The 13302-nt window shown below is 74.3% G+C and carries 14 protein-coding genes; 5 read left to right on the top strand and 9 right to left on the bottom strand.

Translation table 11 applies throughout. The features are described 5' to 3' along the window. Window positions 1–7: 7 nt before the first annotated feature. Window positions 8–1144: a prolipoprotein diacylglyceryl transferase gene (lgt, locus tag GA0074694_RS18315; protein ID WP_091460025.1), complete on the bottom strand. Its 1137-nt coding sequence runs from the start codon at window positions 1142–1144 to the stop codon at window positions 8–10. 102 nt (window positions 1145–1246) lie between these two features. Here lgt and GA0074694_RS18310 point away from each other — a divergent pair, with 102 nt between their 5' ends. Continuing rightward, a complete protein-coding gene (locus tag GA0074694_RS18310) occupies window positions 1247–1807 on the top strand; it encodes an NUDIX hydrolase (RefSeq protein WP_091460023.1) in 561 nt (186 codons plus the stop codon). A gap of 97 nt (window positions 1808–1904) precedes the next feature. Here the strand turns inward: GA0074694_RS18310 and trpA are convergent, their stop codons facing one another. Genes trpA through trpC form a run of 3 tightly spaced genes read right to left on the bottom strand, consistent with a single transcriptional unit; the run spans window position 1905 to window position 4797 of the window. After that, window positions 1905–2705, bottom strand: coding sequence for a tryptophan synthase subunit alpha (gene trpA / locus GA0074694_RS18305; protein WP_091460021.1), 801 nt, complete (start codon window positions 2703–2705; stop codon window positions 1905–1907). 1 nt (window position 2706) lies between these two features. Next, entirely contained in the window at window positions 2707–3942 is a 1236-nt protein-coding gene (gene trpB / locus GA0074694_RS18300; RefSeq protein WP_091460018.1) for a tryptophan synthase subunit beta, read from the bottom strand. Between the two features lie 51 nt (window positions 3943–3993). Beyond that, complete coding sequence (gene trpC, locus GA0074694_RS18295; RefSeq protein ID WP_176738179.1) at window positions 3994–4797, bottom strand: indole-3-glycerol phosphate synthase TrpC; 804 nt, start codon at window positions 4795–4797, stop codon at window positions 3994–3996. Window positions 4798–5305: 508 nt separating this feature from the next. On the opposite strand from trpC, the gene GA0074694_RS18290 reads away from it, so the two are divergent. Then, window positions 5306–5569 carry a hypothetical protein gene (locus tag GA0074694_RS18290; protein ID WP_091463371.1) on the top strand — a complete coding sequence of 88 codons (264 nt, stop codon included), beginning with the start codon at window positions 5306–5308 and terminating at the stop codon, window positions 5567–5569. On the opposite strand, the gene GA0074694_RS18285 is transcribed toward GA0074694_RS18290, so the two are convergent. The 3 genes from GA0074694_RS18285 to hisI are packed head-to-tail and all read right to left on the bottom strand — an operon-like array spanning window position 5562 to window position 8184. Beyond that, window positions 5562–6110, bottom strand: coding sequence for a Trp biosynthesis-associated membrane protein (locus GA0074694_RS18285; RefSeq protein WP_091460016.1), 549 nt, complete (start codon window positions 6108–6110; stop codon window positions 5562–5564). The two genes, GA0074694_RS18290 and GA0074694_RS18285, sit on opposite strands and share 8 nt — an antisense overlap. Before the next feature lie 32 nt (window positions 6111–6142). After that, window positions 6143–7696: an anthranilate synthase component I gene (locus GA0074694_RS18280; protein ID WP_091460013.1), complete on the bottom strand. Its 1554-nt coding sequence runs from the start codon at window positions 7694–7696 to the stop codon at window positions 6143–6145. Next, window positions 7693–8184 (bottom strand): phosphoribosyl-AMP cyclohydrolase, encoded by a 492-nt coding sequence (gene hisI / locus GA0074694_RS18275; protein ID WP_176737997.1) that lies wholly within the window; start codon window positions 8182–8184, stop codon window positions 7693–7695. Before hisI ends, GA0074694_RS18280 begins: the two co-directional genes overlap by 4 nt. A gap of 226 nt (window positions 8185–8410) precedes the next feature. On the opposite strand from hisI, the gene GA0074694_RS18270 reads away from it, so the two are divergent. From GA0074694_RS18270 to GA0074694_RS18260, 3 genes are all read left to right on the top strand, one after another. Then, window positions 8411–9145, top strand: coding sequence for an ABC transporter ATP-binding protein (locus GA0074694_RS18270; protein ID WP_091460008.1), 735 nt, complete (start codon window positions 8411–8413; stop codon window positions 9143–9145). Beyond that, window positions 9142–9897 (top strand): ABC transporter permease, encoded by a 756-nt coding sequence (locus tag GA0074694_RS18265; RefSeq protein WP_091460005.1) that lies wholly within the window; start codon window positions 9142–9144, stop codon window positions 9895–9897. Before GA0074694_RS18270 ends, GA0074694_RS18265 begins: the two co-directional genes overlap by 4 nt. Window positions 9898–9975: 78 nt before the next feature. Then, a complete protein-coding gene (locus GA0074694_RS18260) occupies window positions 9976–10584 on the top strand; it encodes a TetR/AcrR family transcriptional regulator (RefSeq protein WP_091460002.1) in 609 nt (202 codons plus the stop codon). Window positions 10585–10588: 4 nt separating this feature from the next. On the opposite strand, the gene GA0074694_RS18255 is transcribed toward GA0074694_RS18260, so the two are convergent. Both GA0074694_RS18255 and GA0074694_RS18250 read right to left on the bottom strand, forming a co-directional pair. Continuing rightward, window positions 10589–11332 carry a DUF2470 domain-containing protein gene (locus tag GA0074694_RS18255; protein WP_091460000.1) on the bottom strand — a complete coding sequence of 248 codons (744 nt, stop codon included), beginning with the start codon at window positions 11330–11332 and terminating at the stop codon, window positions 10589–10591. A gap of 95 nt (window positions 11333–11427) precedes the next feature. Further along, window positions 11428–13206, bottom strand: a complete 1779-nt coding sequence (locus GA0074694_RS18250; RefSeq protein ID WP_091463370.1) for an ABC transporter ATP-binding protein — start codon at window positions 13204–13206, stop codon at window positions 11428–11430. Window positions 13207–13302 lie beyond the last annotated feature (96 nt).

Genomic DNA, 13302 nt, shown 5'->3' with positions numbered 1-13302 from the left:
GTCCGCCTCAGCTGTCGCGGTCGGTGGAACGCGGGCCGGCGTCGGTGTCCGGGGAGCTGTCCACACCGCGGCGGCCGCCGGCCGGCTCCGGCTCCGGCGCGGGGCCGTCCGTTCCGGCGGGTCCGTCGGGCAGCGTGCCGGTTTCCCGGTACGCCCGGAACTGTTCCTCGGCGACCACCCGGTAGCCGCGCGGGGCGGCCAGGTCGGAGCTGGTCTCGGTGCGGGACAGGTCACGCTGGGAGACGTTCCCGCCGTCGGTGACCGCGGCCGGCGCGTCGGCCGGGATCGGCACCAGGTACTCGCGGGGGCCCCGGGCCCGCAGGAAGTAGGCCAGCGCGCCGAGGAAGACCAGCACCGAGGTCCAGACGTTGAGCCGGACGCCGAGGATCTCGGTGGCCTCGTCGGTCCGCATCAGCTCGATCCAGAACCGGCCGGCGGTGTAACCCATCACGTAGAGGGCGAACGCCCGGCCCCGCCCCAGCCGGAACCGGCGGTCGACGGCGAGGACCAGCAGGGCGACGCCCACGTTCCAGAGCGCCTCGTAGGCGAAGGTCGGGTGGTAGAGGCCCGGTTCGAGGATCGGCTGGCCGGCCTCGTCGCGCAGTGCCCGGCCGGGGATGTCCGGGTCCATCCGGTGGATCTCCAGCCCCCAGGGGAGGGTGGTCCGGCCACCGTAGAGCTCGTTGTTGAACCAGTTGCCGAACCGTCCCACCGCCTGGGCCAGCGGCAGCCCGGGGGCGAGGGCGTCGGCCACCACGGCGAACGGGATGCCGAGCTGGCGGGCGGCGAGCCACGCGCCGACCGCGCCACCGGCGACGGCGCCCCAGATGCCGAGGCCGCCCTCCCAGATGGCGAAGGCCGCCAGCGGGTCGCCACCGGTGCCGAAGTACTTCCCCGGAGATGTGATCACGTGGTAGATCCGCGCTCCGATGATGCCCGCCGGTACGGCCCAGACCGCGATGTCCAACACCGCGCCCGGAGCCACCCCCCGGCGACGTAGCCGGTACTCGGTGACCAGACAGGCCACCACGATCCCGGCGACGATGCACAGCGCATACGCCCGGATCGGCACCGGACCGAGCTGCCAGACGGCGGTGCTGGGGCTGGGCAGGGCCGCCTGGGGTGTCAGCGAGGCGAGATTCACGGGTGCACACGCTACCGCTGTTTCCCGTGTGGGTGACATCCCGGTCCGGTGCCCACTGCCAGCGGATGACTTCTGGTTTAGGGGGCCGTAGGCTGTTTGTCCATGAGGTCGCTCACCTGGGCTGTCGCGGCGGTCGTCACCGACGACGCCGGGCGGGTGCTGCTCTGCCGGCAGGGCCGGCGGACGGCACGGTGGGCGCTGCCGGGTGGCCGGTCCCGCCCCGACGAGAGCCCGGGTCAGGCGATCGTGCGCGACGTGTACGCCGAAACCGGCCTGACCGTCGAGGTCGTGGATCTCGTCGGGATCTACCACCTGCCCTCGGCACCGGTCCTGCCGCCGGCCGGGCGGGCCGGCCCACGGCCGGACGTTCTGGTGCACGTGCTCCGGGCCCGGGTCCGGGACGCCGCCCCGGCTGGCGTACCGGGCGAGGGTTGCCGGTTGTCCTGGCACGACCCCTGCGGCTTGCCGGAGGCGGTCACCCCGGTCACCCGCTGCGCCGTGGCCGACGCGACGGCTGGCCGCTCCGGCGTGCTCCGCGAGGTGGCACCGCACCCCGGTCCCGGACTGCCCACGGCCCGCCCGGGAGAGCCGGCACCGGTCACCCCCCGCGCCAGCGGGGAAGCGTCCGCCGACGACACCGCACACCCGGCGGAGGTTGCGTGACTCTCCGCCGCCCGTGACGGTCCCGGCTCCGGTGGCTCGTCCGGACCGTCCGGTTGTCGGTCGCCACCCCGGCCGGTCACCGGCGCCGGCGGACCGGTCAGCGGGTCCGGACGCCCTCGGCCAGTTCGGCGGAGAGGGTGCGCAGCGCGGCCAGGCCGGTGGCCCGGTCGGGGGCGTCGAGCAGGCAGCGGATCAGCGCGCTGCCCACGATCACGCCGTCGGCGTACCCGCCGACGGTGCCGGCCTGCGCGCCGGTGCCCACGCCGAGCCCGACCCCGACCGGCAGGTCGGGGGTGACCGCACGGACCCGGGCGACCAGGGTCGGCGCGGCCTCGGAGGTTTGCGCCCGGGCACCGGTCACGCCCATGACGGCGGTGGCGTAGACGAAGCCCCGGCAGTGTCCGACGGTCATCGCCAGCCGCGCGTCGGTGGAGGAGGGCGACACCAGGAACGTGCGGTCCAGGCCGTGCGCGTCGGAGGCGGCCAGCCACTCGTCGGCCTCGTCCGGGATCAGGTCCGGCGTGATCAGGCCGGTGCCGCCGGCGGCGGCGAGGTCCCGGGCGAAGGCGTCCACACCGTACTGCTCGACCGGGTTCCAGTAGGTCATCGTCACCACCGGCGCGCCGGTGGCCGCGACGGCCTCGACGATCCGCAGCGTGTCCGCGGTCCGCACGCCACCGGCGAGGGCGATGTCGCTGGCCTTCTGGATCACCGGCCCGTCCATCACCGGATCGGAGTACGGGATCTCCACCTCGATGACGTCGACGCCCGCCTCGGCCATCGCGGTCATCGCCGCGATGCTCCCCTCGACCGTCGGGAAGCCGGCCGGCATGCAGCCGATCAGCAGGGCCCGGCCCTCCGCGCGCGCCTTGTCGAAGGCGACCCCGATCCGGCTCATGTCACTCCCTGTCGAGGATGCCGAAGTACCCGCCGGCCGTGTGGACGTCCTTGTCGCCCCGGCCGGAGAGGTTGACCACGATAACCGGCTCCCGGCCCAGCTCGGCCGCGAGCCGGGGGGCGATCTTCATCGCGCCGGCCAGGGCGTGCGCGCTCTCGATCGCCGGGATGATCCCCTCGGTGCGGCAGAGCAGCTCGAACGCGGCCATCGCCTCGTCGTCGGTGACCGGCTCGTACGTCGCCCGGCCGCTGTCGTGCAGCCATGCGTGCTCCGGCCCGACGCCCGGGTAGTCCAGGCCGGCGGAGATCGAGTGCGACTCGATGGTCTGCCCGTCGGCGTCCTGGAGGACGTAGGTCCGGGTGCCGTGGAGCACGCCGGACGTACCGCCGGTGATGCTGGCGGCGTGCCGGCCGGTCCGGACGCCCTCGCCGCCGGCCTCGAAGCCGTAGAGCCGGACGTCCGGGTCGGTGACGAAGGCGTGGAAGACGCCGATGGCGTTGGAGCCCCCGCCGACACAGGCGGCGACCGCGTCGGGCAGCGCCCCGGTGAGGTCGAGGCACTGCTGCCGGGCCTCCTCGCCGATGCCCCGGACGAAGTCCCGGACCATCGCCGGGAACGGGTGCGGGCCGGCGGCGGTGCCGATCAGGTAGTGGGTGTCGTCGACGTTGGCGACCCAGTCGCGCATCGCCTCGTTCATCGCGTCCTTGAGGGTGCGCGAGCCGTTGGTGACCGGAACGACGGTGGCGCCGAGCATCCGCATCCGGGCGACGTTCAACGCCTGCCGCTCGGTGTCGACCTCACCCATGTAGACGACGCACTCCAGGTCGAACAGGGCGGCGGCGGTGGCGGTGGCCACGCCGTGCTGCCCGGCGCCGGTCTCGGCGATCACCCGGGTCTTGCCCATCCGTCGGGTGAGCAGCGCCTGACCGAGCACGTTGCGCACCTTGTGCGCCCCGGTGTGGTTGAGGTCCTCCCGCTTAAGCAGCACCCGCGCGCCGACCTTGGCGGAGAACCGGTTCGCCGCGTAGAGCCGGGACGGGGTGCCGGCGTAGTCACGCAGCAACGCGTCGAACTCGGCGAGGAAGGTCTCGTCGGTCATCGCGTGCCGGTACGCCGCGTCCAGTTCGTCCAGCGCGGCGACGAGCGCCTCGGGGACGAACCGGCCACCGAACCGGCCGAAGTGGCCGGTCGGGTCGGGGAGCAGACCGGCCGCGCCGGGCTGCGCGTTGGCGCTCATCGGTGGTCTGGTCCTCTCGGTGCTGACGGGCTCGGGCGGGTCCGGTGCGCCTCAGCGCACCGGACGTGGGGTGGCCGGGTGGTTGCCGGCGTTGACCAACTCCGACACCGCCTCGCGGGGGCTCTTCTGGGTGACCAGGCCCTCGCCGACCAGGACGGCGTCCGCCCCGGCCGAGGCGTACCGGATGAGGTCGTGCGGGCCGCGCACGCCGGACTCGGCGATCTTGACCACGCTGCTGGGCAGGCCCGGCGCGATCCGCTCGAACACCGACCGGTCGACCTCCAGGGTGCGCAGGTCGCGGGCGTTGACCCCGATCACCTGGGCACCGGCCTCCAGGGCCCGGTCGGCCTCCTCCTCGTCGTGCACCTCGACCAGCGCGGTCATCCCGAGCGACTCGATCCGCTCCAGGAGCCCGACCAGGGCGTTCTGCTCCAGCGCCGCGACGATCAGCAGCACCAGGTCGGCGCCGTGCGCCCGCGCCTCGTGGACCTGGTAACTGGAGACCACGAAGTCCTTGCGCAGGACCGGGACGTTCACCGCGGCCCGCACGGCGGCCAGGTCGTCCAGCGACCCGCCGAACCAGCGCCCCTCGGTGAGCACGCTGATCGCCCGGGCGCCGCCGGCGGCGTACTCCCCCGCCAGGTCGGCGGGGTCGGCGATCTCGGCGAGTTGCCCGCGTGACGGCGAGGACCGTTTCACCTCGGCGATCACCGCCACGCCGGGCCGCCGCAGGGCCGCGTACGCGTCCAGCGGTGGTGGGGCGGCGGCGGCGAGTTCGCGGATCCGCTCCAGCGGGATCTGCTCCTGCCGGCGGGCGACGTCCTCACGTACGCCGGCCAGGATCTCGTCGAGCACGCTGGCGGGCGCCGTCGGACCGGCCTCGTCCCCCTCCGCGTGCTCATGCTCAGCAGTCACCAACGGACTCCCCTCTCCGGGTGTCATGGGCCGATGCTAGGTGGCGGCGCTGAACCCCAGGTGGGGGGGTATGGCGCGCCTCACGAGATGGGCTGGGGCATAATGACCGACTTCCGGTGAGTGGAAAAACACGCAGCGCGGCCGGCCGAGTCGACCACCGCCATCGTCCCCACCGCCCGCCGCCACCGGCTCATCGATCATCCTCATCATCATGACACCACCGCCGGCCGTTGTCCGCGCGAGGCGTCCCGTCCCCGGCCCGCGGGCGCAACCGCCAGGTCCGGTGTGACGAAGGTCAAGGACCAACGACCCTGACCACGGCGTTCGCTCCGACGGAGTGTTGATGCGGCGGTCATCACGGCGAAACGTGAAGCCGGCAGCATCAGCTTCGGGCAGACTCGGAAACGGGCCCGCCCCACCGACCCGACGATCCCGTTGCGGAGTGATCATGAGTACTGGCCAGCCTCCATCGACCATCGGACTCACCACGATCTCCCGGACGGTCGCCTCGCTCGCCGTCGGCGTGGTGCACACCCTGGAGCGGGCGGTCGTCGGCGAGGAGCGGATGCGCACCTCCCGGGGCAACGCCTGGGAGGCGGTCTGCGCGGACCGGGCCCGCGCCGACCGCCGTGCCGAACTGAACCGCCTGGTGGAGGAGCTGGCGGCGGCCCGAGCCGCCGCCCGGGCCGACGAGCGGCAGCCGGTCAGCTGACCGTCGGGTCCTCGCCCCGGTCCAGCGCGTCCCACGCGTCGGTGGTGCCCCTCCCCCGCGTCGGTACCACCGCACCGGGGGCCGCCGGCCCGTCGGCGGTGGTGGCACCGCCCCGGGCCGGGCGCTCGTAGCGGGCACCCATCGCCGGCCAGGCCGACCCGCGCCGGGCCGTCCACGCCCCACCGACCGCCGCGAGCAGGCCGCCGAGCAGGCAGAGGGCCGGCCACTGTCGACTGACGTCACCGGCGAACCCGGCGGCCAGGGCGTACCCGCCGCCGGCCGCCACGGCCGCGCCGAGCACCAGGATCAGCAGCCCGACCAGGCGACGCAGCCCGCCCCGGGTGGCGAGCACCGCCCCCGCGCCGGCCAGCGCGACCACCGCCAGCGCGGGCAGCCAGGGCAGCAGGGCGGCCCCGGACCGCTCCTCCCGCAGCGCCGGGAGCGGCACCGGCCGGGGCGTCACCTCGACCGCCCAGGTCCGGGTCGCCGCCCAGACCGCCAGCCCCGCTCCGGCCAGGCAGAGCAGCACCGCGTACGTCATCTCGCGCCGCCCGGCCGGCGACGGCGGCGTACTCACCGGGCCGGCCGGAGGGTCTCGGCGGCGGCGATGGCGGCGAGCACCGCGGCGGCCTTGGCCCGGGTCTCCCGGTCCTCGGCGGCGGGATCAGAATCGGCCACCACCCCCGCACCGGCCTGGACGTACGCCCAGCCGTCCCGGATCAGGGCGGTCCGGATCGCGATCGCCATGTCCAGGTCCCCACCGAAGCCGAAGTAACCGACCGTGCCGCCGTAGAGGCCCCGGCGGACCGGCTCCAGCTCCTCGATGATCTCCATCGCCCGGACCTTCGGCGCACCGGAGAGGGTGCCGGCGGGGAAGGTCGCGGCGAGGGCGTCGAACGCGGTGGCGTCCGGACGGAGTGTGCCGACCACGGTCGAGACGATGTGCATGACGTGGCTGTACCGCTCGATGGTGGCGAACTCGGGCACCTCGACCGAGCCCGGCCGGCACACCCGGCCCAGGTCGTTGCGGCCCAGGTCGACCAGCATGACGTGCTCGGCCCGCTCCTTCGGGTCGGCCAGCAGCTCGGTGGCGAGCCGGGCGTCGTGCTCCGGGTCGACGCCCCGGGGCCGGGTGCCGGCGATCGGGTGCAGCAGCGCCCGGCGCTGCCCGTCGTCGCTGCCGGTGACCTTCAGGTGCGCCTCCGGCGAGGAACCGACGATGTCGAAGCCGTCGAAGCGGAGCAGGTACATGTACGGGCTGGGGTTGGTGGTGCGCAGCACCCGGTAGACGTCCAGCGGGTCGGCGTGGGTGCGCCGCTCGAAGCGCTGCGCCAGCACGATCTGGAAGCACTCCCCGGCCCGGATGGCCTCCTTGGCCGCCTCGACCGCCTTCGGGTAGCTCCCCTCGGCCGTCCGGCAGGTCACCGCACCGACCGGCGGCCGGTCGACCGTGGAGATCATCGGCGGGTTCGGCCGGGAGAGCGCCGAGGTCATCGCATCGAGACGACCGATCGCGTGGTGGTAGGCGGCGGTCACCTCGGCCGCCCGGTCCGGCTCGTCGGGCGGCGGCAGGACCGCGTTGGCGATCAGGATCGCCGAGCCCTCGTAGTGGTCCAGGACGACCAGGTCGGTGGCGAGCATCATGCCCAGCTCGGGCACACCGAGGTCGTCCTCGCTGAGCGTGGGCAGCCGTTCCAGGCGACGGATCAGGTCGTACCCGAGGTAGCCGACCATGCCGCCGGTCAGCGGGGGCATGCCGCTGGTCGGGTCGAACGCCGGTCCGGCCAGCGCGGTCACCGTGTCGCGCAGCACCCGGGCCGGGTCGCCCCCGGTGGGCAGGCCGGCGGGGGGCTGCCCGAGCCAGGTGGCCCGGCCGTCCCGCTCGACCAGGGTGGCGCTGCTGCGCACGCCGATGAAGCTGTACCGGGACCAGGCCAGCCCGGCCGACCCGACGCCCTGCTCGGCGGATTCCAGCAGGAAGGTGCCCGGGCCACCGGCGAGCTTGCGGTAGACCCCGACCGGGGTCTCGCCGTCGGCCAGCAGCCGCCGGACGACCGGAACGACCCGCCAACGGGCCGCCAGGTCGGTGAAGGTGGCCAGGTCGGGGCTCACCACGCCGTCGGTCATGGCGTACCCACCGCGCCCTCGGTGACCGGCAGGTCCCCGCTCGGCTCGCCGGCCGGCAGCTCCCCCGGGCGGCCGGTCACCGGCAGTTCCGCGGAGAAGCAGCTGCGCCGGCCGGTGTGGCAGGCCGGGCCGACCTGGTCGACGCTGACCAGCAGCGCGTCGCCGTCGCAGTCCAGGGCCACTGAGCGGACGTACTGGTGGTGGCCGGAGGTGGCGCCCTTGACCCAGTACTCCTGGCGACTGCGCGACCAGTAGGTGGCCCGACCGGTGGTCAGCGTGCGGTGCAACGCCTCGTCGTCCATCCAGGCGACCATCAGCACCTCACCGGAGTCGTGCTGACGGACCACGGCGGCGACCAGGCCGTCGGCCCCCCGGCGGAGCCGGGCGGCGATGGCCGGGTCGAGCCGGGACGGGCGGACCGGCCCGGTGGGGGCGGGGTGGTGCGGGCGGGCGGGGACGCCGGTCACCGGCGCGTCAGGTACGGGCACAGTCACCCATTGTCCCGCACGCTGTGCGGACGCACCCAGCCCGTCCCGATTCCAGGGACCAGCCCGTCCCGGTGCCGGGGACGCCGCAGGACGACACGGCGGGCCGGCGTCCGGGGACGGCTGATCGGAACCGGTCGGCGGCGGCGTGGCAGGAGGGGTCCGTTGTGCACGCCCGAGAAGTCATCTACCGTTGAGTTCAACGGGTGATGAATTGAAGGGAGGCGGGATGGACAACGCGATCACCCTGGACGGCCTGGTGGTCGACCGGGGCGGGCGCCGGGTCCTGGAGGGCGTGAGCTGCGCCGTACCACGCGGCACGGTGACCGGGCTGCTCGGCCCGAGCGGCAGCGGCAAGACCACGCTGATGCGCGCGGTGGTCGGGGTGCAGACGGTCAGCTCCGGCACGGTGACCGTGCTCGGCCGACCGGCCGGGACGGCGGCCCTGCGGCGGCAGGTCGGGTACCTCACCCAGGCACCGAGCGTCTACGCCGACCTGACGGTCCGGGAGAACGTCCGGTACTTCGCCGCGGTGCACGGGCGCGGCCGGGCCGACGCCGACCGCGCGGTGGCCGAGGTCGGGCTCACCGAGGCGGCCGGGCAACTCGCCGGCGCGCTCTCCGGCGGGCAGCGCAGTCGGGTCTCGCTGGCCTGCGTCCTGGTCGGCCAGCCGGAGCTGGTGGTGCTCGACGAGCCGACCGTCGGGCAGGACCCGGTGCTCCGGGCCGACCTCTGGGCCCGGTTCCACGAGCTGGCCGCCGCCGGCACCACCCTGCTGGTCTCCAGTCATGTGATGGACGAGGCCGCCCGCTGTGACCGGCTGCTGCTGATCCGGCAGGGCCGCCTGCTCGCCGACGACACCCCCGACGGGGTGCGCGCTGCGGCCGGCGTGACGGACCTGGACGAGGCCTTCCTGCGCCTGATCCGGGCGACCGAGGCGCGCGCCGGACGGGAGGAGTCGTGAACCCGCGCATCGTGGCGGCCACCGCCGGACGGGTGCTGCGTCAGCTCCGGCACGACCCCCGGACGATCGCCCTGCTGCTCGTGGTGCCGAGCCTGCTGCTGGCACTGCTCTACTTCATGTTCTCCGAGCAGCCCACTCCACCCGGGCAACCCTCCACCTTCGACCGGGTCGCCCTGGTCATGCTGGGCGTCTTCCCGTTCACCATCATGTTCCTGCTGACCAGCATCGCGATGCTGCGCGAGCGCACCACGGGGACGCTGGAACGGCTGCTCACCACCCCGCTGAGCAAGCTCGACCTGCTCCTCGGCTACGGGCTGGCGTTCGGGTTGGCCGCCGCGGTGCAGGCGATGGTGGTCGCCGTGGTGACGTACGGGCTGCTCGACCTGGAGACCGCGGGCAGCGCCCCGCTGGTGATCGTGATCGCCGTGGTGACCGCCCTGCTCGGCATGGCACTGGGGCTGCTGTGCAGCGCCTTCGCCCGTACCGAGTTCCAGGCCGTACAGTTCCTTCCGGTCGTGGTCTTCCCCCAACTCCTGCTCTGCGGGCTCTTCGTCGCGCGGGAGCAGATGGTGGGCTGGCTCCAGGCGGTCAGCGACGTCTTCCCCCTGTCGTACGCGGTCGAGGCCTTGCGGGAGGTCGGCGCGCACGCCGAGCCCACCGCCACGATGTGGCGGGACCTCGCGGTGCTGGCCGGGGCGGCACTGCTGGCCCTGGTGCTCGCCGCGGCCACGCTGCGCCGGCGCAGCGGTTGACGAGGACCGGACACGGTCCGCCCGCCGGCAGCGGACCCGACACCGGCCGGCGGGCGGGGTGACGAGCGAGAGGCGGCGATGAGCGGACGGACCGGACGACGGCCGGGCAACCCGGAGACCCGGGAGGCGATCCTCACGGCGGCCCGGACGGCGTTCGCCGCACGGGGCTTCGACGCGGCGTCGATCCGGGCGATCGCCGGGGCGGCCGGGGTCGACCCGGCCCTGGTCCACCACTACTTCGGGAGCAAGGACAAGCTCTTCCTGGCCGCGATGAACGCGCCGATCGATCCGGGGCGGCTGCTGCCCGGCGTGCTCGACGGCGATCCGGAACGGATCGGCGAACGCCTGGTCCGGGCCTTCCTCGCGGTCTGGGACTCACCGGCCGGCATGGCCGGGGTCGCGCTGCTGCGCTCGGCGGTGACCACCGAGTGGACCGCCCGGCTGCTGCGGGAGTTCCTGGTCACCCAGGTGCTGCGCCGGGTGCTCCAGCACCTCGACGCCGATCCGGCCGAGCTGCCGCTGCGCGGCTCCCTGGCCGCCGCCCAGATGGGCGGGCTGGTGCTGATGCGGTACGTCATCCGGCTGGAGCCGCTGGCCTCCACTCCGCCGGAGACCCTGGTCACCGCGATCGGTCCCGGCGTGCAGCGCTACCTGACCGGGCCACTGGACGGGGTCTTCCCCGGCTGACCCGTCAGGCCGGACGGGGCGACGCCTGGCGTCGGCAGAGCACCGGGTGCAGCAGCCGAGCCAGGTCGGCGTGGTCGGCGACCGGCCGGGGGAACGCCAGTCGGGCCCGCTGCCGGGCGCCGGGCCCGCCGAGGGACACCACCAGGCCGTACCGGTCGACGCGGACGATCCGGGGCGGCGCGCCGGCCCGCTCGACGAGCCGGCCGAGCTGCCGTCGTAGATAGGCGGCGACCTGGTCACCGTGGTGTTCGGCGAAGTCGGCCAGGAGCGCGCCCTCCACCGGGTGCAGGGGGTCCGGGTCGGCGGCGGCGTACTCGTCGCGCGGGACGCGTCGCACCTCCCCGGCGACGTCCAGGCGGGCCTCGGCCACCTCGAACCGGTACAGCCGGAACCGGGTGCCGACGTCGAGCAGGTCACCGGTCGGCTCCACGGCGGCGAAGTCCACCGCGGCGTCCCGGGCGTCCGCTCCGCGAAGGGGCGCCGCCCAGCCGGAGACCCAGGCCCGGCCCAGCGACGGCGCGCCCGCCGCCGGGGGCAGGTCCAGCACGTCGAGCACCACGGCGACGTCGCCGGTGGGGCACAGCGCGGCGGCCAGGTCGCTGACCACCGGCACGAGCATCAGCACCCGGCCGTCGGGGTCGGTGACGTGCCGGACCTGGTACGGCCCCGGACGGTGCGCCAGGTGCACCAGCCCGGGGAGGCGGCCCGCGACCAGGGTCCGGACCGTCTCGGCGCTGCTCGGTCGCATGATCGCCCCTTTCCGTAGGTTAGGCTAACCTAACCCGGAAGGTTAGAGCACCCGGACACGGGCGTCCAGCCGATCCGCCGCCGACCGCCGCCGGGTCACCGCGTCTGCTCCAGCCAGGAGGCGTAGAGCAGCCCGTACACCGAATCCGGTTCCCGGATCAGCTCGTCATGCGGGCCGCGCTGCACCACCCGGCCCCGGTCCACCACGATCACCTCGTCGGCCGCCTGCGCCGTGGAGAGCCGGTGGGCGATGGCCAGCGTGGTCCGGCCCCGGGTCACCGCGTCCAGGGTCCGCTGGAGCCGCACCTCGGTGGCGGGGTCGACCGCGCTGGTCGCCTCGTCCAGCACCAGCAGATCCGGGTCGGCGACGTACGCCCGGGCGAGCGCGACCAGCTGCCGCTCCCCCACGCTGAGCGCCTCGCCCCGCTCCCCGACCGGGGTGTCCAGCCCGGACGGCAGCCCCTCCAGCCAGTCGACGAGCCCCAACTCGGTGAAGGCCGCGACGAGCTGCTCGTCGCTCAGGTCCGGCCGGGCGAAGCGGACGTTCTCCCCCACCGTCGCGTCGAAGAGGAAACCGTCCTGCGGCACCATCACCACCCGGGAGCGCAGCGAGTCGAAGCGCACCTGCTCCAGCGGCACGCCGGAGAGCAGCACCGTGCCCGTGGTCGGGTCCATCAGCCGGGTGAGCAGCTTGGCGAAGGTGGTCTTGCCACTGCCGGTCTCGCCGACCACCGCCACCCGGGTCTTCGCCGGGATCTCCAGGTCGATGTCGTGCAGCACCGGCGGCCCACCCGGGTACGCGAAGCCCACCTGCGCGAACCGGACGTCCAGCGGGCCCGGTGGCAGCTGGCGCCCCTGCTCCCCCGGGTCGGCCACGTCCGGGGTCAGGTCCAGCACGTCCAGCACCCGCCGCCAGCCGGCGATCGCGTTCTGCGCCTCGTTGAGCACCTCGGTGGCGATCTGCACCGGCTGGATGAAGAGGGTCACCAGGAACAGGAACGCGGTGATCTGACCGACCGAGAGCGTCTGGTCCGCGCCGAGGCTCACCCCGACCACGACCACCCCGGCCAGGGCGAGACCGGCCGCCAGTTCCCCGACCGAGCTGCCCAGGATGCTGAACCGGATGGCCCGTTGCTGGGCCCGCCGGTGGCCGTCGATCGCCTCGTCCAGCCGCCGCGCCGTCCGGCCGGCGATCCCGTACGCCCGGATGACCGACGCACCGACCACGCTCTCCGCGACCGTGGCGAGCAGCGCGCCCAGCCTCTGCCGGACCACCCCGTACGCGGCGCCGAGGCGACGCTGGAGGGCCCGGATCACCAGGACGGCCGGCAGGAAGGCGGCGAAGACCACCAGGGTCAGCTGCCAGGAGTAGACGAACATGACGATCGTGGTGACCACCAGCTGACCGAGGTTGATCATCAGGATCACCCCGCCCCACTGGAGGAACTGGGTGATCTGGTCGACGTCGCTGGTCACCCGGGAGACCAGCGAACCGCGCCGCTCGGACTGCTGGTGCAGCATCGACAGGTCGTGCACGTGCCGGAACGCCCGGGTCCGGACGTTGGCCAACGCCGTCTCGCTGACCGTGAACAGCCGACGCATCATCAGGTAGCCGCAGAGCGTCGTCATCACCAGCGTCGCGGCGGTCAGCGCGACCACCGTCCCGACGGTGCCCAGGTCGACCCCGTCGACCAGGCCCCGGTCGATGCCCTGCTGCACCGCCACCGGCACGGCGGCCCGACCGACCATGAAGACCAGCGCCAGGGCCAGGGTGCCGGCCAGGCCGACCCGCAGCTCCGGGGAGAGGGCCAGACCGCGGCGCAAGGTGCGCCAGGCCGTCTCGGCCCGCTCCGTCGGCTGGCCCGTCCCGCCCACCGGCTCCACCTTCTCCTCCACCACGACCGCGCTCACCGGATCAGCCTCTCGTTCGCGACTGCGGGGCTCGCAAGCTCACTCCTCACGCTCACCGGG

It is taken from the genome of Micromonospora inyonensis (genome assembly GCF_900091415.1).
In the GTDB taxonomy this organism is placed as follows: domain Bacteria; phylum Actinomycetota; class Actinomycetes; order Mycobacteriales; family Micromonosporaceae; genus Micromonospora; species Micromonospora inyonensis.
The sequence above is the reverse complement of the archived record's forward strand: the minus strand, read 5'-3'. Positions and strand labels throughout refer to the sequence as shown.